15 protein-coding genes are annotated in these 21,344 nt (G+C 56.5%); 2 read left to right on the forward strand and 13 right to left on the reverse strand.

The window, feature by feature from the left end; all coding sequences use genetic code 11:
- Nucleotides 1-68 precede the first annotated feature (68 nt).
- The 11 genes from ACR3E4_RS09655 to ACR3E4_RS09705 all read right to left on the reverse strand — a co-directional run bounded on the left by ACR3E4_RS09655 (nt 69) and on the right by ACR3E4_RS09705 (nt 16,239).
- Nucleotides 69-1,484 (reverse strand): FAD-binding oxidoreductase, encoded by a 1,416-nt coding sequence (locus ACR3E4_RS09655; RefSeq protein WP_480536232.1) that lies wholly within the window; start codon nt 1,482-1,484, stop codon nt 69-71.
- A gap of 117 nt (nt 1,485-1,601) precedes the next feature.
- Nucleotides 1,602-1,859, reverse strand: a complete 258-nt coding sequence (locus ACR3E4_RS09660; protein ID WP_058274660.1) for a DUF4242 domain-containing protein — start codon at nt 1,857-1,859, stop codon at nt 1,602-1,604.
- Nucleotides 1,860-1,885: 26 nt separating this feature from the next.
- Complete coding sequence (locus tag ACR3E4_RS09665; protein WP_480536234.1) at nt 1,886-5,485, reverse strand: adenylate/guanylate cyclase domain-containing protein; 3,600 nt, start codon at nt 5,483-5,485, stop codon at nt 1,886-1,888.
- A 571-nt stretch (nt 5,486-6,056) separates the two neighbouring features.
- Nucleotides 6,057-6,950, reverse strand: a complete 894-nt coding sequence (locus tag ACR3E4_RS09670) for an MBL fold metallo-hydrolase (protein WP_480536236.1) — start codon at nt 6,948-6,950, stop codon at nt 6,057-6,059.
- Between the two features lie 48 nt (nt 6,951-6,998).
- A complete protein-coding gene (locus ACR3E4_RS09675; protein WP_480536237.1) occupies nt 6,999-10,217 on the reverse strand; it encodes a reductive dehalogenase in 3,219 nt (1,072 codons plus the stop codon).
- Nucleotides 10,218-10,229: 12 nt separating this feature from the next.
- Nucleotides 10,230-11,105, reverse strand: a complete 876-nt coding sequence (locus ACR3E4_RS09680; RefSeq protein ID WP_480536239.1) for an HpcH/HpaI aldolase/citrate lyase family protein — start codon at nt 11,103-11,105, stop codon at nt 10,230-10,232.
- Complete coding sequence (locus ACR3E4_RS09685; protein ID WP_480536240.1) at nt 11,105-12,313, reverse strand: CaiB/BaiF CoA transferase family protein; 1,209 nt, start codon at nt 12,311-12,313, stop codon at nt 11,105-11,107. The genes ACR3E4_RS09680 and ACR3E4_RS09685 overlap by 1 nt, the downstream gene beginning before the upstream one ends.
- Entirely contained in the window at nt 12,310-13,206 is an 897-nt protein-coding gene (locus ACR3E4_RS09690; protein WP_480536242.1) for an isocitrate lyase/PEP mutase family protein, read from the reverse strand. The genes ACR3E4_RS09685 and ACR3E4_RS09690 overlap by 4 nt, the downstream gene beginning before the upstream one ends.
- Before the next feature lie 85 nt (nt 13,207-13,291).
- Nucleotides 13,292-14,803: a tripartite tricarboxylate transporter permease gene (locus ACR3E4_RS09695; RefSeq protein WP_480536244.1), complete on the reverse strand. Its 1,512-nt coding sequence runs from the start codon at nt 14,801-14,803 to the stop codon at nt 13,292-13,294.
- Nucleotides 14,804-14,812: 9 nt separating this feature from the next.
- Nucleotides 14,813-15,295 carry a tripartite tricarboxylate transporter TctB family protein gene (locus ACR3E4_RS09700; protein WP_480536246.1) on the reverse strand — a complete coding sequence of 161 codons (483 nt, stop codon included), beginning with the start codon at nt 15,293-15,295 and terminating at the stop codon, nt 14,813-14,815.
- On the reverse strand, nt 15,295-16,239 hold the full coding sequence (locus tag ACR3E4_RS09705) for a tripartite tricarboxylate transporter substrate binding protein (RefSeq protein WP_480536247.1): 945 nt from the start codon (nt 16,237-16,239) through the stop codon (nt 15,295-15,297). The genes ACR3E4_RS09700 and ACR3E4_RS09705 overlap by 1 nt, the downstream gene beginning before the upstream one ends.
- Nucleotides 16,240-16,281: 42 nt before the next feature.
- On the opposite strand from ACR3E4_RS09705, the gene ACR3E4_RS09710 reads away from it, so the two are divergent.
- The gene (locus tag ACR3E4_RS09710) at nt 16,282-17,328 is read left to right on the forward strand and encodes a LysR family transcriptional regulator (RefSeq protein ID WP_480536248.1); all 1,047 of its coding nucleotides are present in this window, start codon (nt 16,282-16,284) and stop codon (nt 17,326-17,328) included.
- A 471-nt stretch (nt 17,329-17,799) separates the two neighbouring features.
- On the opposite strand, the gene ACR3E4_RS09715 is transcribed toward ACR3E4_RS09710, so the two are convergent.
- Together ACR3E4_RS09715 and ACR3E4_RS09720 are read right to left on the reverse strand one after the other, a co-directional pair.
- On the reverse strand, nt 17,800-18,999 hold the full coding sequence (locus tag ACR3E4_RS09715; protein WP_480567077.1) for an IS91 family transposase: 1,200 nt from the start codon (nt 18,997-18,999) through the stop codon (nt 17,800-17,802).
- 12 nt (nt 19,000-19,011) lie between these two features.
- The gene (locus ACR3E4_RS09720) at nt 19,012-19,899 is read right to left on the reverse strand and encodes a tyrosine-type recombinase/integrase (protein WP_480536669.1); all 888 of its coding nucleotides are present in this window, start codon (nt 19,897-19,899) and stop codon (nt 19,012-19,014) included.
- Nucleotides 19,900-20,552: 653 nt separating this feature from the next.
- On the opposite strand from ACR3E4_RS09720, the gene ACR3E4_RS09725 reads away from it, so the two are divergent.
- Complete coding sequence (locus tag ACR3E4_RS09725; protein WP_480536587.1) at nt 20,553-21,344, forward strand: inositol monophosphatase family protein; 792 nt, start codon at nt 20,553-20,555, stop codon at nt 21,342-21,344.

Here is a 21,344-nt window from a genome sequence, read left to right on the forward strand (position 1 = left end):
ATGCGGCGTGACGCCAAGGCAAAACAATCAACATCAATCTGGATCAATTTATGCAGTTCTGGATTTCATCACGCAGGCAAGATATTGTGGTTTACCCTGAACAAGTTGGTTGGGTCGTATGTGCCCTTGATTCTAGAAAGCTTCTCACCATTGTCACCATATGCACCTGCCATGTGGTCCGCTTCGTCTTCGGGCATAAAGTTGACATACGCACTTCCGGTCGCGTGCGGTTGCATCTGGTCGTAAAGATCTCGCGCCCAAGCAATACATTCGGCATCCTTGCTGGGATCCTCCCAACGCGTGTGAACGTTCATGATGAAGTGAGCAGATCTTTGGGGATAAGCGGTTGAACCGGCCTCGACGCGCGCCATTGCTCCGCCCACATGGGCAATAAAAACTTCACAAGCCGGGTCAGGAAGGCTGGAAATCGCTTCCAAGAGTCCTGAGATTGCATCCGAAGAAAGTGCATCGAAATCATGGCTCTTCCAGTAATTCCTGGCGCCTGGCGTCAACAAAGGATCAAAAGCGGCTTGCCAGTCTACGAACTTGTGGGGAGATATCACATCGGCGATTGGTTCACCTAGCGCGCGTAATGCCGCCATAGCTTTTTCACCTTCTTCCATCGGCCCGCTGTAGCAGGCTGCAAAAATCAGCACCTCCCGCCCATGCCACTCAGTTGGCAGGAACGGTAGAGGAGGCGCTTTTCGTATCACGCTCCAGACGGTCAGCTCATCCGGGGAATTGTCTGCAATCTTGGCAAATTCAGCGAGGAGCTCTAGCGCATTTTCTATCGGATGAACAATGAGGCCCGACAGCACATCGGGTCCCAGCTCATGCAGTTGGAATTCAAATGAGGTGACGACACCAAAGTTTCCACCCCCACCGCGGATAGCCCAGAAAAGTTCTGGGTGGCTTGTAGGAGATGCAGTTACAATGGCTCCGTCCGCAGTCACGACTTCCGCAGAGAGCAGGTTGTCGATCGTCATGCCAAATTTCCGGGTGGTCCATCCAAAGCCACCGCCAAGGGTAAGGCCTGCGATGCCCGTGGTCGAGTTGATGCCAACGGGAACGGCAAGTCCATGTGCCTGGGTTTCAAGATCCACATCTCCAAGCAGTGCTCCCGGTGCAACCCGAGCAGTCTTGTTAACAGGGTCTACGTGAACCGACCGCATCTGGGACAGATCGAGCATAACTGTTTCATCTGCGACAGCGTGCCCTGCAATCTGATGCCCACCTGACCGTACTGACATTACGATACCGGTATCCCGTACGAAGTTCACTGCCTTCTGTACATCGCTTGCCCCCAGAGCGCGGATCACGAAACCTGGGTAACGCTCAAACATGCTGTTCCACGTTGTTCTTGCGTCTTCGTATTCCGGAGTGCCTTTCTGGTAGACCCCGCCGCGAAGAGATGCATCAAGAGCGTCCAAAGTGTCTTGAGTCACAATAGCTGTACTTCCGTCGAGTGCTTTCAGATCGAACATGCGTAAGCCTCCCAATAGTCAGGTCAGGCTTCTTGCAGGGCTGCCTCAGCTAATTGCTATTTCCGTCGCGTTGTCTCGCGAAGTTGTTTCATTGAGTTTGGTATAAATGGCTGCTGGTTAGGCGAATATTCCCGGATCAATCTGATCCACGGGCGTTATGACATCGGCAGGAATATTCAAGCGCTCAGCCGCCTTCCGGAGGCTCTCTTCATCAGGGGCTTCGTACAAGCAGTATGTTTTGCGCTTATCTGCACTGAGAAACGAAAAAATCCATTCGACGCCGACTTCGTCATTGATTTCTTTGATGTGAATTTTGTCGTCATCGCTAACATTTAGCTGCTCGGCAAAGTTTCTTTCAATTATGTACCTAGGCATAAAGTCCCCCACAAAATTCAAGTACCTTAACTCGCTACTCCTTCGAGCTTTGACCTTAGGGAAACCATACCCAATTTCTGCGAAATTGCCAACGCTTCACCTTCCAGTTGAAACGCCTGTTCCACATCATTCGGGCGTCCTCGTCGCCTCAATGCAGTCGCATACGCCGCCTTGCTATGCGCAATCCACGGCGGGCATTTCATGCGGGTGTCTATTTCTATGGCCTTCTGGAACATTGCCTCAGCGGCATCCCAGTCTTTCAATACCATGCCCAGACTGCCTAAGCGTCGCGCAGCTGCGCCCGTACAAACTGTGGTTGCCCCTGCGGTGATCGTCAGTTCTTCGTAGGGAGCAAGTATTTCATATAGAGTCTCGGCGTAGTCCTGATGCTCAATAGCGACACATATGTCAGCCAGATATGACACTGTCGTTGAATACATGGCGTCGGGTGGAAGATCGAAGCCGTTGGCGGCCATTTCATTCAGTATGCGTTCAGCAGGATCTTTGTATCCAAGCTCGGCAGCGATAAGACCAAAACCCGGCTTCCAAGAAATGTCTTCGGGGCTGTCTGTCATCAGTTGCTTAATTACGGGCGCGACCTCGTGCAGTCGGTTTTGCTCACGGCGGATGGTAAACATCTGAACCCCGAAGACGCCCTCAACATGATCCCCATGGGTTTTTCGACCAATCTTTACCGCCTCCGTAGCGTGTTTCTCGGCTTGCTCAAAATCGCCGTCCATAATTGCAACCATGGCGCGTGCGTGCTTTTGCACCCAATAGAGTTGCAGATGATTGTCCTTTTCCGAAATCTCAGTGAGTAAACTCAGAGAATGATCCATCAACTCCCGGTCGGCCATCTCGGCGCCCACAAACAAGCTCAGAGTTCGGTCCCGCCCTTGATCGATACTGCCAAGATGCTCAGCCACACCGTGCATGGCCTCCAGATTTTCGCGCCAATGGTGGGCTTCTTTTCCCTTCCGCGCAACAAATGGGGCCCCAAAATGCATCATCATTACTGAGAACTGGGATTTATAGTCGCCTAATTTTGCGGCCAGTTCCATGGATTGCTGGCCGTAACGCGCACCTTCGGAAAACTGACCTACGAACATATGCGCGCGCGCAAGTTGGCTCATCAATCTGCACCGACGGACTTCATCATCATCGGGCAAATCTTTCAGTGCGTTATCGCAGAGTTCGATCGCCTCGCTGTGCCTTTCGCTGGACATCATGCATGAGTCAGCGAAGTGATTGGCCGCGTCAGCCGCTAGCTCCACGTTGCGCACCACCCGGGCAGCATTGGAAGCGTCCTTCAGAACTGCTATCCCTTCTGGCAATTGTCCCAGACTGTCATGGCTGCGGCCGACCAGAATCTTGCCTTTGATCAATTCTGTATTGGAGTCTGAGCCAAGTTTTTCGGCAGCTCTTAAAGTTTCCTTGGCGTTCGTCATCGCTTCTTGGCTCGCGGATCGCACCAACGCCATTTCTGTCGCAATCTGCCATTTCTCAAACGCGGCACTCCAGTCCTCAGCCTCTGAAAGGTGGCGCGCGACCAGTTCAGGGCGACGCTCGATCTCAGATGACCTTATCCGCATCAAAGCACGCGCCACGTCTGCGTGCTGTTGTCTCCGAGTTGTACTCAACATGGATTGATAGGCGGTATCGCGAATAAGGGCATGGCGGAAAACGAAGTGCCCGCGATTGTGTCCGCTTTCAAAGATCAAGCCTGTTTGAGAAAGCTCTTCGAGACATTTGTTGATATCGGATTCTTCAAGGCCCTTCGCGGCACATAATATGCTCGGCTCAAACTCCCGGCCAATAACCGATCCAGTAAGGGCGACCTGTTTTGCCTCTGACGAAACTGCGTCGAGCCGCGCCATCAACGCGCCTTTCAATGAGGATGGTATGTAGCCTTGCCCCTGCTCGCCGGATTCGACAATGGCTCGGGTCACTTCTTCCACGAACAATGGAACACCATCTGTTTTTTCAATTATTGTGGTGATCAGCGTATCGTCCGGTCTCTTGCCTGTAATGTTTTCGACAAGGTTTGAGACATGCACAGAATCGAAACGGCGCAAAATCAGAGACTGAACGTGTGTGTCCCCATCATCACGGGCCAATTCCCACCCGGGTCTATGGGTTATCAGGATCATGAGAGGAAGATCGGTGCATATCGTCTTAAACCGCTCCAACAATGCTTGTGTGGAAGGATCGATCCAATGAGCATCTTCTACGCACAGCATAACCGGACGTACGCTTGACCGCACCTGCACCGTGTGGATCAATGTTTGGATTGTTATGTCGCGCTGCTCCTGCGGTGACATCTCGAGCACCTTTTGGGCAAGGGCACTACGAGGTGCGACCAACGCCGCAAAGACGGGCAGAACTTGTTCCCAGTCCAACCCTTGCCGTCCTTCAAGCATCTTTCTGACATGCTCAAGGATCATATTGTCATCAAAGTCCGGTTCAACACCCGCATCCTGGGATATTCGTTGGGCTACTGGATGAAATGGGCTGCTGCTGAGATAGGGGGAACAGTTCAGCCTTATGACGTCGACTTGGTCATTCTCAGTGATTTCTGTAAGGATTTCCTCTGTAAGCCGTGATTTTCCAATCCCGGCTTCACCGGAGAGCAGTACAACATCTCCGTGACCATTCTGAGCACGTTGCCATGATTGCAGTAGGATACCCTTTTCGTAGTCCCGGCCAATCATGACGCTGTCTACATCGTCTCGATGTGAGGCGCGAAACCGGCTTTCCGCGCTGCGTTCCGACACCACTTTCTGCAGAATACGTGGTTTAGCAAACCCCTTTAACTCAGCCTGCCCAAGAGATTCAAACTCGAATATCTGATGTAAGGCTGTCTCGGTTTCCTCTACTGACAAAACGACTGAGTTTGGCTCTGCATGTTCTTGAATTCGCGCTGCAAGGTTGACGATCGGACCAGTCATCGCCCCCTCTTCATAAGTGTTTTCGCCAATGGTATCGCCGACCACAACATCACCGCTCGCAACTCCCAGTCTGACTGACAAAGGCTCTCCGTCAGGCGTTTTGAGTTCTTTAACACGGTGAACAGCCTCAAGACTGGCTTTTACCGCCCGAATCGCGTGATCTTCGTAAGCCCGCGGCCATCCGAAAAACACGAGAAGACCATCGCCCAAGTACTTGGCAACGTAGCCACCATATCGGCTTACGGCTCCTGCGACGGCATCTTGATAGTTCTGTAGCAAGTCCCGCATGTCTTCGGGATCAAAGCGATTGGTGAGTTCAGTCGAACCTACAAGATCGGCAAACAAAACAGTTACGTGACGCCTCTCTGCAGTAGGCGGTTCAATATGCTTTTGTTTGCGCAGATCATCACTTTGTGAATTGTCTGAGGTGGGCGCTTGTTCGCCATCGGGCATTTGTTCACGAACTGCTTGTGACGGCGAGGTTGCGTGCTGTTGGTCGACTAGCTCGTGAATTGCAGCGAGGATGATTTTGCGATGACCAAGGCTTACTCCGAGCTCTTTTAAGTCGTCGCCAGATAGTAGTGGCAGAACACGCGCATCAATATCGTTTTCCGCAAAAACATCTGCGTACTGACTCAGGTCGAGATCGTTTAACCATTTGTCTATTCCAGCCGACATCTTTGGATCATGCTGAGATACGCGACACTAATCAAGAAAACGCTTTCAAAATGAACTAACTATTCAATGAATGGCGTCTGCTTTCATTTTTCTTCAGGTCACTTTACAATTCCGGTTCTTGCCACCGCGTTCTAGATTTACACGACTGGCTGATTGGCTGCACGCGTTTGATGTTTTGCCTTTGAAGGCGACTTGTCCGCAGAGAAGTCATTCATGCTTGGTGCAGCGAATTTCTACTTCGAGCCCATTTTCCCGGATGCTGCACCAACCTCGAAAGACAGCTTTCGCGTTTGGAGGCAAAGTCGCACGAGCTACGTTGGCCTTTACTTGACATTCATCGTGTAGGAACACGTCGCAGTACAAACTCACCGAAACAGCCATTCGTCGCGCCAGCGAGACCGACAAGACGCCCGAGGTGTACGGAGCGGACCAAGCCGCCACTCGTTACAGAGCCGCTCTGAAACAACCGGGTCTGACAAGCCGGCGCGATTTCGAGACAGCCTCCAAGTGCGAATGATCCACTGATTGGCACTAGATCGGCCATGTTACCAAAATCCAAAGAGCCGTTTTATCAATATTCGGCCAGATCTTCCGAGATCTCGACGCTGCCAGAAAATTTGGCCGAAATTCTGGTGACATATTTGGCATCTTCACTGGCACTTTTCGCCAGAAACGGAATGTGAGTTGCCACCAATTGCTTGGCGCCCGCGCGTGACGCGAGTTCGCCCAGATCCTCGGGCGTGAGGTGATGTTCGGTGAAATGCTGGCGCATCATTTCCAACGACTGATCCGACATGTCCGGGTCTTTGGAACGCAGGCGATTAACGATACTATCGGCGTCGATCAGTTCACCCACCAAAAGGTCGGCTCCCCTGGCCATATCTTCGAGCGCCCGGCAGGGTCCGGTATCGCCCGTGAACACCATTGACCTGTCGGGCGCGTCAAACCTGTAGGACAGCGATATAGGTCCCTCCTGACCAAATTGATCCTCGGGGCGGTAATGCGTGTTCTCGCAGCAGGAGATGCGGATTGCGCCTATGTCGACGACATCGCCCGGCCGTATGTCACGGCTGGCAACAAAGTCACGCGGGTGTGGCAAAGTCTGGCCCGGCACACCAAAGCCAATCGCCTGAGGAATATCGCAGGCGGCGATCAGGTGGCTTAGAATTTCGCGTGTTCCCGGTGGTCCATAGATATTTAATGGCTGATCCCGGTGCATCATCATGTTGAGACCAAGACCGGCGAAGAGGCTGCCGATATGGTCAAAATGATGATGCGTGATGAAAAGTTCACGCACCTTTCTGAGGTCAAAGCCCGCGCGCGCCAGCTGTTGAAAGGCGCCTTCACCGCAATCCACAAGAATTGTGCCGCCATCGTAGGAAATTGCATGTGCAGGGGGCATGCGGTTCGGTTTCGGGGTCGGCCCGCCCGCGGTTCCGAGCGTTATAAATTTGGTCTTGAGCATTGATCTATTCCGGCAAATAATTGTCATGGCACACTGCGAACAGTTTCCTCACAGATCCAGCGTAATCTCCTGGCATCCTTCCGCGGCGCGGGATTGGCAGGTGATGATCCCGGTCTCGCGCTGCTTCTTTGACAGTACAAAGTCACGGTGTTCGACCTCACCTGCAAGGATGCCGCATTTGCAGACGCCACAGATACCGTCGGAACATTTCACGTCGACGGGTATGCCGTTTTCCTGCAGCACATCCGAGATGGATTTATCCTCCGGAACCAGCAATTCTTTGCCCGATCCCGCAAGTTTGACAGTGAACGCTTGATTTACGTAGTCGGGTTGTTCGGGAACCGAGAAATACTCTAGATGTCGCGCCTCTTCGGGGAAGCCCTGCCGCTCTGCCGCCTGCATCACCCCGTCCATGAACCGATCAGGTCCGCAGGTATAGACATGCCAGCCAGACTGGTAGCCAGACAGGACCTCGTCCAGATCAGCACGGGTTCCCTGATCGGAGAAGTGGTAGCGTACCCGGTCAGCCCAGGGCATTTCCGCTAAGTCATCGAGGAACCCGGCATCTGCCTTGCGGCTGGCCGAGTAGTGCAGTTCGAATTCCGCGGCAAGGGCGTGCAATCGATGCGCAAAAGCGATCATCGGGGTGATGCCGATGCCGCCGCCCATCAGTAAGGTCCTGGTGGCGCCCTCGTCCAGCTCGAAATGGTTGATGGGTTTGGAGATAAAGACCCGACGACCTTCGGTGAAGATCCGGTGCAACATCTTCGAGCCGCCCCTGCCTTCATCCTCACGAAGGACACCGATCTGATATTTGGATGTATCGGCCGGATTACCGGACATTGAGTATTGCCGCAGGAATCCGGGCGTCACCACCACATCGAGATGCGCGCCAGCAGTCCAGTCTGGCAGGGGTGCGCCGTCCCAGGTGGAGAACTCGTACTTGGTGACGCCCACGCTCATTTTGTCGACCTTGGAAACGCGCGCCATGATTACCGGGGCGTCGCCGAAATCTGGGCGCTCATGCGCCAAGCCGTCTGTCTGACCGCGCGCCAGTCGCGCCTTGTATTCCAAGGCCGTAATCATCTTCTCGTAGGCATTGATGCCGGCTTCCCGATCCATTGGAAACGGGTATGGCCAGGGCCATGGCGCGAGGTTCGCCGGGTAAACTGCCAGTGTCTGGTCTTCATATTTCAGGTCGAGATCAAGCTGCAGTTCGCGACGGTTCACCGGCTCGGCTGGTTCCTTGTAGCCGCCGTCGTCTTTCAGCTCCAAATCCCACCACCATTTCTTGACGTCGTTCAGACCGCCATGTCCCAGCTTATCGTCAAGCTTCGCCAGCACCGGCGCGGCGGCGGGCACATTCGAGGCGAGCCAGCGGAAGGGTTTTTCGGCAAAAAGTCCCTCAAGGTTCCATGGGCAGGTCTTCATGCAACGTCCGCACATTGCCCCGCCCTCTGTGGTGACGCGGTAAGTGGTGCATTTCTGGCTATCCGACTTCCAGATCTCATAGCCGTTGAACATCAGCTTCGGCCCGGCCGAGATTGCGCCCGAAGGACATTCGCGCGCGCATTTGTTGCAGCTTTCGCAGAATTTCTGCAGGCCGAAATCAATGGGCTCATCATGCGCCAGCGGCATGTCTGTGGTCACCACACCGGATTTCAGCCGCGGCCCGAGCAGCGGGTTCAAAATCACCTCGCCAATGCGGCTAACCTCGCCTAACCCGGACAGCAGCAGTAAGGGCGGCTGCAGCACTTCGCCATCGCGCGAGGTATGTGCCTTGGCCGAGTAACCCATATTGCGGATCTGCTTGGCAATCACACCACCCAGAAGTGAGAACCTCAGATAGGCGCGCATCGATTGTGCCACGGCAATCCAGTCGTCACCAGAGGCCCCCTCCATCGTCTCGAACCCCTGATCGATGATCATCGAAATCGCCTGATCATGGCGCGGGATCAGTTCGGCGCCTGTGGCGTCGTGGCTGTACCAGACCCAGTCCGGGCAACGGGAAATGCCGACAGCATCGACACCCAGAAAATACCCCGCCGCCTTCACATTGGCGGCATTACGCTCTGCCTCGGTCGGTTTCTCCGCCACTTTTGCCGGCTCGCCGTCCTGAAGCAAGACGAAAGCGCTCAACATGCGACGTTGGGCGAAGGACGGGGCGCATTTTTTGGCAAACCAGCCGCCAGCGGCTGATGCCTGCACTTTTGGTCCGAGGTCGCCGAACTGGGAGCGCGCGAACATGTCCGCGCGTTTGGGCACGCGCGCAACCCGCTCTTCATCAATGTATGTTGTCGGTTTGTCGACGCGCTTAACCGTCTCGAATGGATATGCGCCGTTCACATAGTCGCGACGTGCATAGGGATCACGATTGAGCGCGCTCTTCGAAGATCCCGTGCCGAGCCACCACGCAGGACCCTTGGTCTTGAACCAAGGCTGTTCCGAACCCGGCGCAAGTGGCTGGTCCGGTGCCAGCTCCATATCCGTGGTAACGACGGTCAGACCGAATCTCTCACCCAGATAAGGCGCCAACAACCGGCCATCCTCGACGGAGCAAACCCCTGCAGCCACCGCGAGCTTGTTCAGGTCGACATCCGAACTTGTCGCTGAATGGGCGCGGGCGCGATAGCCCAACAGGTGCAGGTAACTGGACAGGATCACCGCGGCTTCCGTCGCGCGCAACGCCGCACGGTGGGCTTCTGCCCCAAGTATCCACTCTGCTCCGGGCTCATCAGGCCGTGCCGGACGGTTCTGCTCAAAGAGAATGACAATCGCGTGGGTCTGACCCTCGATCGAGGTCTGGGGTGTGTCGATGGATTCCCTCAACGACGCCATGATCTCATCGATTCCAGAGGCGAGGGTCTTGGTCTGCTTGGTGCGAATGTCATGCGCCAACCGGTCGATATCGGGGTTGCGCGTCGGCGTCTCAAGCAGCGCCCCGTCAGGTACTTTACAGATGCCCATCATGGAGGCGTCCTGAAAATACCCGAATGATTTCAGGTGCCTGCTACGCTCCTCCGGCTCGGTTGGCGCCGCCGCTAGTTCCGGATTCACGAGACCGTCGCGGATCACATCCATCATCGCCTGATACTCGCCCATCGCATTCACCAGCGAATGCGGCGTATCGAGCTGGCGGAAATCAAGCGTTTGCATGGCCGGAACCCGCGACAGGTCGGGCGCCTGCGCGACCCGCTTCAGCCGCTCCAGCGGATAGGGGCCAAGATGAAATGGCCGATCCTTGGTCGAAAAAAATCGTTGGCCCATGATTTCGATCCTTCAAGCGGAGTTTCTTCCGACCGTATCCGGTCTTTTTCGCGACGGCTGAGACTGATCTGCAAAGCGTTGTCGGAGGGCAAGAATGGCGCGGGCGCGGGCCACGATTGGCGCGTCAATCATCTGGCCGTTTCGGGCTGCGATGGCATCGCCGCCTTCACTGGCCTGATCTGCCAGCGCGACAATCTCCTGCGCTGCGCGAAACGCGTCATCGCTTGGTACGAAGACTCTGTTCAAAACCTCGATTTGCCCCGGGTGGATCGCGAAACCGCCCGAAGCCCCCATTGCGCGCGCTCTAAGTGCAGCCGCCTCAAACCGTGCCAGGTCCGCGTAATCTGCAATCGTGTCAGGAACTATCAGGGGCGCACACCCCGCGGCGCGGGCAGCCTGAATCACCTGGAATGCCGCCGGGATCAGGAGTTCGGGCGTGGGTGGGGCACCCATCTCGGTTGCGTAGTCTTCAACGCCAAGGCCCAAACCGACAACGCTTGGTGCCGCTTCTGCAATGGCAAGCGCATCAATCACGCCGCGCGGAGACTCGATCAGGGGAATAACCGGTGCGCCGCCCGCCAGATCAGCAGCTTTTCGGGCCGAGGCGGTTGTCGCTTGAGGCAGCACGATCAGATCAGCGCCCGCCTCGAAGGCCGCAGCTATGTCTTCGACGCCTTCCGCCGAGAGCGGGTTCACCCGGACGGCAACGTCCAGCCGGTCTGATTTCAGACCGGCAACAATTCCAGCCAGACCAGCGCGCGCTTCCTCTTTCCGCTCCTGCGGGACCGCAGCCTCCAGATCAAGAACAACCGCATCCGCGCCGCGCCTTGCCGCGCCTTCGACCAATCGGTCGTTCAGAACCGGTACAAAGAGAAGTGAGCGCCACATCAGACGATCCCTTTATCTCTTAGTGCGGTGATTTGATCCGCGCTAAGACCAATCTCGGCCAGCACTTCGTCGCTGTGCTGCCCCTGCTCGGGTGCGGGCGCCCGAACTGTCGCGGGTGTCTCGGAAAGCCGGGGAAAGGGCGCGTGCATTGGCAAAGTCCCATGGTCCGGGTCGGCGTAGGTTTTGATCACCCCGCGCCCTAGGGTGTAGGGGTGCGCTATCAGATCAGAGATGTCGCAGATAGGCCCAACGGTGATCCCGCGTTCCTCGAAATAGGCGAGGTTCTCTGCCGCTGTCCGCCGTGTAAAGAACGCGCTCACAATGGCCTCAAGCTCAGCGCGATTCTGCACCCTATCTGGGTTGGTCAGGAACCGCGGGTCTTCGACCAATTCGGGTTGCCCAATCGCCTCAGCCAGCTTCTCCCACATCGACTGCATCGTGGCCGACATCGCGACATAGCCGCCATCCGCGCATTCGTAGACGCTGCGCGGCGCGGCCACATCACCCCAATTGCCGCTGCGCTTCGGGACAGAGCTGTCGATGGCGTAAGCAGTCGCGGTAGGACCGATCACGCTGAAAAGCGGTTCAAAAAGCGACAGATCCACAATCTGTCCGCGCGCCAGACCTTGATCGCGCGCCCGCAGCGCCGCCAGCACCGCGCCATACCCCGCCAGCCCCGCGATCATATCCGCAAGCGCCAGGGGCGGCAGCAACGGCTCGCGATCCGCAAAGCCCGTCATGGCGGCAAAACCGGACATGCCCTCAATCAGGCTGCCGAACCCAGGCTTAAGCGCGTAGGGGCCGGTTTGCCCCCAGCCAGAGACACGAACAACCACCAGATCAGGGTTCCTTGACATCAACACATCTGGCCCGATGCCCCATTTCTCCAGCGTACCGGGAACGAAGTTTTCGACGAAGACATCGGCTGTCTCAACCAGCTTCAGCAGGATCTCCTGCCCTTCTTCAGAGCGGGGGTTCAGCGACAGCGACCGTTTCGAACGGCTGTATTCCTTCCACCAGCTCTCGTGCTTGCCAAACCGACGCAGGTCATCGCCTACGCCCGGACGCTCGACCTTGATCACATCCGCGCCGAAATCTGCGAGCATATGCGTCAGCATATTCCCGGCAGCAAGCCGCGTGAGGTCCAGCACGCGCAGCCCAGAAAGTGGCGAACGAGAGCCATCGTCAAATGGTGTGGGTTCGGTCACCTGTTCATCCCTTCCGCGAACGCGCGTGCTTGATCCAGGTAGGCTTGTTCCGCTGCGCGTTGCTGAGGTAACCCGACGAGGTCGGTATAGGCCTCAAAGCCCAGACCGTGGTGCATCGCGTCGCGCAGATCACCGTTTTTCATCAGATCGCCATAGAACCCCTGAAGCGCTTTCATGACAGCATGGGTGGCCGTGACGGGCATAGCAGAAGCTGCGTAACCCAAGTCCTGCGCTTCGGCAGCGGACAAAATCGGGGTCGCGCCGCCATCAATCTGATTGACCATGCAAGGGCCGTCAAGCTCCTTGGGGATCCGGCGCAACTGGTCGAGATCGGTCGGGGCCTCGACAAAAAGAATGTCCGCGCCGATCTCGCGGTAGAGTGCCATGCGGTCCATTGCCTCCTGGAACCCGTCCGTCGCGATGGCATCCGTGCGCGCCATGATCATCGTGTCACCCTGGCGCGCGTCCAGTGCGGCCTTCAGCTTGCCTGCCATCTCTTCGACGCCAACGATGGCCTTGCCTGCCATATGGCCGCAGCGTTTGGGAAACACCTGATCTTCGATGAAGAACCCTCCGACGCCCGCGCGCTCCAAAACTTTCACAGTGCGCCCCACGTTGGTGACATTGCCAAAGCCCGTGTCGCCATCGGCCAGCATCGGGATCTCCACCCGCTCCGCAATTCGGGCATAGTAGTCGCCCAACTCGGTGAGCGACAATTGCGAGCTGTCTGGCCGCCCGAGCAGGGACGCCGTCGCCGCGTATCCGCCCGCCGCGATGGCTTTCGCGCCGCAGCTTTGGGCGACCAGGGCGCTTAGGGTGTCATGAACGCCGGGCAAGATCGTGATCTCAGGGGCGTCAATGAGTGCGCGCAATTGCGCTCCGGCAGTTGTCATGTCTTGAACTCCATATTGTTATTGGCACGCGCCTTGCATCGCATGCGGTTTTTGTGGGCTGGATTGCAGTGTCGGTGGCACCACATCAGGTCGCTCGCCTTGAGGACGATGCGCGCGAAGGGCGAAGAAAGTAAAAGAGCGTCAAGCCCGAAAGCGCCAAAAGAACAATGGCGATGGGATATTCCACGATCCGGCTCCAATCTCCGCTCATAAGCGCGGTGCTCTGTGCCAGCGAAATCTCGAAACGGGGGCCAAGAAAGAATGCGATGATGAAGATGACGATGGAAAACCCGTATCGGGTCATGACGTAACCAAGGGCTGCGAAAATCAGCATGACCACCACGCTGAACAAACCGCCTTCCGAGATGGACACGCCGACAATGCAGAGCAGAATGGCTGAAACATAGATGAAAGATTGCGGCGCAGAGACGACCTTGACCCACAGCCTTAGTCCCAATTGCCCAATCCACAGGTTCAGGAAATTGGCCATGATCATGGCCCCGAACAGCCCGTAGATCAGACGCCCCTGGGTCTCAAACAACAGCGGTCCGGGCTGAATACCGTGAATCATGAAGGCGCTGATGATCAGCGCCGCACTCACACTGCCGGGAATCCCAAGGGTCAGAAGCGGGATCAGGTTGGACCCGACCACCGCCGAGTTCGCCGATTCCGTGGCAGCGATGCCGTGAATATTGCCTTTGCCAAAACTTTCGGGGTCCTTCGAGGCGGCCTTGGCCGAGGAATAGGACATGAACGCAGCTGCGGTGCTGCCGATCCCGGGCGTGGCACCCAAGAGCGTGCCGACGACGGCCCCCCGCAGCAATGTGTAGCGACACGCCCAGTATTCGGCCCAGCTGACCCGCTGGTCCGCAGGATCTCCGTCGCCCGACAGCTTGATTGCCGCGTCAACGTCGCCCTTGTGCCGCGCAAGCCGGGTCAGGATTTCGGATATGGCCAACATGCCTAGGGCCACGGAGGCGAGAGGCAGTCCGTCGTAAAGCTCGAAATTCCCGAAAATAAGACGCGGCGAATAGTTTTCGGGGTCTGCGCCGATCGTGGACACAAGCAGCCCAAGCGCCGCCGCAATCGCCCCTTTGATCAGGGATTTTCCAACCAGACCGGATATGACCGCAAATGCGAACACCATCAGCGCGAACACTTCGACAGGTCCCATTCTCAAGGCGAGGACCGCCAGTGGAGCGGAGACGGTGATCAGCACGATGTCGCTGAACGTGTCCCCGGTTACCGAGGAAAACAGCGCCATTTTCGTGGCCTTGAGCGGTTTGCCCTGGCGCGCAAGCGGGTGCCCGTCGAGCGCCGTCGCTGCGGAATCTGGTGTTCCCGGTGTGTTGATCAAAATCGCAGGAATGGCCCCACCAACCGTGCCCCCTTTGGCCACGCCAACCAGAAAGGCAATCGCCGGAAGTGGATCTAGCGCGAATGTAAAGGGAATGGCAATCGCGATTGCCATAACGGGGCCGATGCCGGGAATTGCGGCCACGAGCTGGCCCAATGCGACGCCGGAGATCACGAAAGCCAGGTTCCAAAATGTGAACGCATCACTGAATCCGGCAAGAATTGTGGCCAGGTCTACCATGAAGTCACCTCAGGGGAGCGGACGCTCGAGAATTTGTACGACCAGCAACCAAATGATCGCTGGCATTCCGACACAGCCCAATGCCAGCCAAAAAGGGCGCCGTTCGCCAAAGAGCAGCATGATTGCCAATGCCAGGACCGGGGAAACGATGACAAACCCGAAACGGGACATGGCAAAAAGCCCAAGCGCCATGACGACAATGTAAAGCAGCACCATCATCAATTCCTGAGGGTCTCGCGCAGACGACTCGCCGGGTTTGAGCGCCAACAAACCTCCGCAGATCACCAGAAACCCGGCAACGGCATTGGGGAGTGTGTCCGGCTGAATGGACCCGCCCTCGACGTCTTCGATCGCAATTGGAAAAATCACGAACAACAACATCAAGCCAAGGGTTGCAACGATCAGTCCCACAATTCTGTCTGTTTGGAATGTCATGTTGGCCCGCAAAACAAGGGCGCTCTGCTCACTTGGGCAAGCAGAGCGCGGTTTCATTACTTACCAACAAGCTTTTCGATGACCGGCAAACCGTCGATCATCATCGCTCTTGTTGCTTCCGGATCGTAGTCAAGGACCTTGGTTTTGGCCGCATTGCGCACGATTTCCACCACCTCATCGGATGCCAGCGCATTGCTGATAGCATTGCTCAAGGCGTCCTGGACGACCGGGTCGGTGCCTTTGGTGGTTGCAATATAGAAGTAAGGATCAAGGTAGACGTCATATTGTTCGGCGACGGTCATGACATCGGGCGCATAGTCGTGGCGCTCGGCATTGGCGACCGCGATCATTTTCACATCACCTGATTCAAGATAGGCGGCATGCGAACCGCCAGCGAACGAGACCTGTACCTGCCCGCCCAAAAGAAGCTTCATGCTTTCGGCTCCGCCTTTGGTCGAGACGAATTGGAACTCCGCACCAGTCTCTCGACCGACAGCACCCAACACCAGTTTGTGCGGGCTGGCGTTCATTGCGACCGCTACCGGGCCATTGGCTTTGGCATAGTCGACCAGGCTGTCGAGATCGTCAAAAGGAGCGTCCGTCTTTGCCACGATCGCAAGTTCGCCGCGTGCAACGCTGCTGAGATAGTCAAAGTCATCCGCCTTGAACGGCAGCTGATCGGGGCGCGTGACCAGTTGCAAAAGGATCGGCGTGCTGACGCCCATCCCGATCACCTGCCCGTTTGGTTTGGATTTGGAGATGCCTGTGAACATCGCCACGCCGCCGGCACCGGGTTTGTTCTCGACGACGACATTCCAACCGGTCTGTTCTTCCATCACTTTGGCGATGACACGGCCCATCGCATCGGTCGAGCCACCGGCCCCAAAACCAATCTGGAACATCAAGGGACCATCCGGGGCCCAATCTTCCGCGCTGGCTGCCCCGGCGAACGCTGTGACCGCGGCAAGCATAAGGCCCGCTAATTTGGATTTAAATTTCATTTGCTTCCTCCCATTGCCCCGGCGCACAAGGTTTTTCGCCCCTTGAGCCGAGTATTGTCTGTTGCATCACCAGCTTGGCACTTTTTCACCCATCTGAAAAATATATTGTGTGGATCGGAGCTATCTGCATTTAAGATAGGCTTTATGGATTACGATCTTCGTCAACTGCGCTACTTTGTAACAATCGCCGAAGCAGGCAGCTTTTCCAAAGCCGCTTTGCAGCTTGGAGTCGCCCAATCCGCGCTCAGTCATCACATCAGTCAGATGGAGGCCCGCCTTGGAGTCGCCTTGTTCTCGCGTAGCTCAAAGGGCGTTGAGAAAACCGAAAGCGGCACCAGATTTCTTGACCATGCCCGCGCTATCCTTGCCGCCGTGGACGCGGCAACCATTGATGTGCGCGACGACGCCAAAGAGCCGGGCGGACTTGTCCGGTTGGGCGCCACCCTGACCGTCGCGCCAATGCTGGTTGAGCCATTGATGGACAGGTTGTCCAAGGTTGCACCGCGCATTTCGTTACGTATCGAAGAACGCCTTAGCCCGCCACTGGTGCAAGCTGTCGCCAGCGGTGAACTTGATATCGCCGTGTGTTTCAACGCTGGCGAAGATCGGCGGATCGACGGTATACCTGTTTTGGAAGAAGAAATTTGCCTTGTCGGCGTGCCGGAGCTTGTGGGCGACACAGAAGACCCAATCAGATTTGAAGACGCGCTGTCCTTCCCGCTGCTGCTGCCCGGACGCGACCATATTCTGCGTGGGATGATTGATCGTGTCGCCCTGTTCCGAAATCGCCCGATTGAGGTGCGGCATGAGTGCCTGTCGCTGAATTCGCTGCTTGCCGGGTTGCGCCTTGGTCTGGGGGCCACGCTGATATCCCGGCTATCAGCACTTCCCCTCACTCGCAGCGGTGAAGTCCTGTGCCGCCCGATCAATGATCCGGTTGTGTCGCGTCAGCTCTTTATTGCGTCAAGTTCCGAACGGCCTAAAACAACAGCGCAACAGACTGTGGTCCGCGTGGTACAAGATCTTTTTCTCGAAAATCTTGCCTCTGGGAATTTGCCAGGGGCCAGAGCAACGACGCTCAGTCAATAAATAAAGTTGCAGGAGTCTAATTACTGCATCACCCTCACTCTGCGTCGCTTCACGATCAGTGATGTGGGATCCGAACCATCACGCAGTGGCGCGAAAGTGACACCGTTTTCATAACCAAGCGAATGTCGGCTTTCTGAAGGTTTTTCGATGCGGGCCGAGGTGCAACTTTGCCGTCAGGAGCTTTCGGCGGCCCGCGTTGACAAACCTCGGAAGGAGGAAGCCGCGGTGGTTGGGATCATGCTATGGGGAAAGAGCGCAGACGGATGAGGCTGACTTTGCCACAGACGCGCAGCTGACGGTGTTTGATGCGCCAGCTGCGGTCATTTTCTGCCACCTTGGTCGCGGGCATTTTGCCGATTGAGCCCATGTGCTGTGAGTCACAGCATTCATTCTGAGTGATGACCGCAAGTGGATTTGACCGATCAGCCAAAGACGAACGGAGCATATCGAAGTGTGTGGTCAAGCATCGGATCATGCGGCCTGCTCCCGTGGTGGCGCACGCGACATCGGTGTCTGACCACGCCGGAAGATCTCGATGATGCGCATTGGACCGCCGCAGCAGGGGCATGGCTCGCGCAAAGTGAGCGGGGTGACCTCGGACTCCTGCTCTGGCTCGGTGATTTCGTCGGTGCGTTGAACACCAAGCAACGTCCGGATCTTCTTGATGTTCGTCTTGCGCGCTGAACTGGCCAGCAGGCCGTAGTGGCGGATGCGGTGGAACCCGTCAGGCAGAACGTGGATCAGGAAGCGGCGGATGAACTCGGGTGTAGCCAAGCGCATGACCTTTTGGCGGTCACCACATTTGATCCGGTAATCCTTCCAGCGGAAAGCTACGGTCTCGGCATCCATACTGACCAGTCGATGGTTCGAGATTGCAACCCGATGAGTATAGCGGCTGAGATAGGCCAGAACTGCTTCAGGGCCACCCAAGGGCGGTTTGGCGTAGACCATCCATTCGGACCTGCGGAACGGGGCAATCCAATTGGTGAAGGCAGCAGCATCCGCCAGTCCTGCGCGGTCACCGAAGAACACAAGGGCCCCCGCTCGATGCAACTCCATCAGCCCTTTCAGGAACAGGCGTCTAAACAGCAGTGCCAGCACCCGAACATGCAGGAAGAACCCGGGCTTGCAGGCCACCCATTTGGTGCCGTCCGGTGACAAGCCGCCACCTGGGACGATCATGTGGATGTGCGGATGGTGCGTCAGCGCGGATCCCCAGGTGTGAAGAACGCTGGTCATGCCGACCTTCGCCCCCAGTCGCTTTGGATCGGCTGCGATGGTCATCACCGTTTGCGCTGATGCGCGGAACAGCAGGCCGTAGACCGCCTTCTGGTTCCAAAAGGCGATGCGTGCAATCTCGGCGGGCATCGTGAAGACGACGTGGAAGTATTCGACGGGCAGCAGGTCTTCAGCACGCGCCTCCATCCAGTCTCGCGCGGCGGGGCCCTGGCACTTCGGACAATGCCGGTTCTTACAAGAGTTATAGGCGATGTGGTGGTGGCCGCATTTGGCGCATCCCGCCACATGCCCGCCAAGCGCTTCGGTTCGGCAAGCCTCAATCGCCGACATCACCTTCAGTTGACCGAAGCTGACATGCCCGGCATTGGCCTGCCGATACGCAGGCCCATAGTTCCGAAAGATATCTGCGATCTCCAGCCGTGGGCGCGGCATCCACCCGCGCCGCTACTCCAGTCCTCGCCTGACGGTGTGATCCTGCAGTTTCTCCAACATCTCATAGGGACTGACGGTGCCGCGAATGGTTTTGGTCGCGACATGCGTATAGCGCGCCGTCGTGCTGAGCTTGGAATGTCCCAAAAGCACCTGGATCACTCGAACATCCGTTCCGGCCTCGAGCAGGTGCGTTGCAAAGCTGTGGCGCAGGGTATGCAGCGTAGCGGGTTTGTTGATACCGGCCATGTGTTTGGCCGACGTGAACGCACGGTTCAGCTGACGCGGTGACAAAGCCATGATCTTGGGTTTGCCCGGAAACAACCATCCCTCAGGCCGCGCTTCCCGCCAATAGTCGCGGAGCAAATCAAGCAATGCAGGCGACAACATGGCCTTGCGGTCCTTGTCATTCTTACCTTCATCCACATGGATCAACATCCGGTCGCTGTCGATGTCCGAGACCTTGAGATTGCAGACCTCGGATGCCCTCAGCCCAGCACCATAGCTGATGCCTAAAGCCGCACGATATTTGAGCCCCGGCCCTGGAACCGCCGCCAGCAGATCGCCCACTTCTTCGACACTCAAAACAACGGGCAACTTCTTCGGCTTGCGCCGGAACTGCATGTATCGCTTCATCTCCTCACGACCGCAGGTCATGCCGAAGAAGAACCGCAAAGACACGATCCTGGCATTGAACACGCCGGTCGAGACCCCGGTGTCGGTCATGTGAAGCTGATACGCGCGCAGCTCGTCCGGCGTTGCTGTGTCAGGGGACCGCCCGATGAACTCGGCAAAATACCTGACCGCCCGGATATGAGCCTGCTGGGTCTTCGGCGACATGCCACGAATGCGCATGTCCTCGATCATCCGCTCACGCAGCGGGGTCGTCTTCTTTTCCTTCATTGGAATCTCCTGTCGTCAAATTGAGAAACCTCAATCGTCAGACAGGTCCGCCAAATCCCAAAACGGCCGGATCAGCGCTCAACGCTGGCCAAAGGCGCCATTGCCGCGATAGCGGCTTCGTCCTTGCGCAGAAAACGGACTTTGCAAATTTCCGCTGTCGGCCCTTAGCGGACATTCAACACGGCACCAATATTCTGCGGGCGCAGCCCGCATTGCCGCCTTTCGCTGTAATTGCAAATTCTCGACGTCAGCGAATACACAGGATGCGGACTTTGCGACCATCCGCATTTTCACTCCAAAGGACCGAAGTACAGCCCAAAGCGGACACTTCAGATCTGCGGTTCCAATGGAGAGCCGAGCTTTGTTGCGCGCAAAGACCAAATAGAGCGCGGGCAAGTAAGCCGACATTCAAAGGGTGGCTGTTTCAAGATTTTAGCTGCGCTTCCGCAAGTCGGTTCTACATCCAATGCAAACAGAAATTAGAGAACTATCGATCGGGAGATTGATCGCAGAGAATATCGTAGACACTAGGAACTCAATGTTTGTGGAGCCAATATTGGCACCTGAAGCAAGCGAAAAGGCTATGTGGTTGCCTAGTCTTCGCTTGGCCTACAGTGTTGTTGGGAAACTCTCCAACCGAAAAAGGAGCACCTATGTCTCGACTTTCAGAACGCAGAGACTTTGCCACTGAAGTCTGCGAGGAGGCTGGGCGACTTGCCAAAAAGTTCTTTGCAGATCGGGTCAATCTTATAGTTGATCAAAAAGGCGCTCAGGACTGGGTGAGCGAGGCGGACAAGAACGTCGAGACTTTCATTCGTCAAAGGATCGCGGAGGCGTGGCCCAAAGATGGCGTATACGGTGAAGAGCATGGCGCGGTAGCGGGAGAGAGTGGCTTTGACTGGGTTATTGATCCAATTGATGGGACCACGAATTTCGTGAACGGTATTCCTGCGTGGACCATTGTTCTGGCTGGTGTCACTGAGGGCCAAACGGAGATTGGTGTGATCCACGATCCAAACGTGGATGAAACTTTTGCCGCAACTCGCGGAGAAACTGCGACACTTAACGGATCACCGATAAGCGTCGCGTTAGGAGTGCCGTTGCAAGATGGAACAGTGGCTGTGGGATACTCGAACCGGATTGAGAGCCGTCACGTCTTACCTGTTATTGAGGATCTGATCGAGCACGGGGCGATGTTTCACAGAAACGCCAGCGGAGCGCTTTCATTGGCTTACGTCGCTGCCGGGCGCCTTTTGGGTTACGTGGAGGAGCACATGAATGCATGGGATTGTCTGGCTGGGCAATTGCTGGTCTCGGAAGCGGGTGGCGTTGTCGAGGATCAGGACGCCGATGCGATGATCCGAGACGGCGGGCGCGTGATCGTGGGGACACCAGATGTGTTCGAGACGTTGCGTGAGATCGCAGAGAACGCTTGGAACGCTTAG

Source organism: Ruegeria sp. AP11, assembly GCF_056535865.1.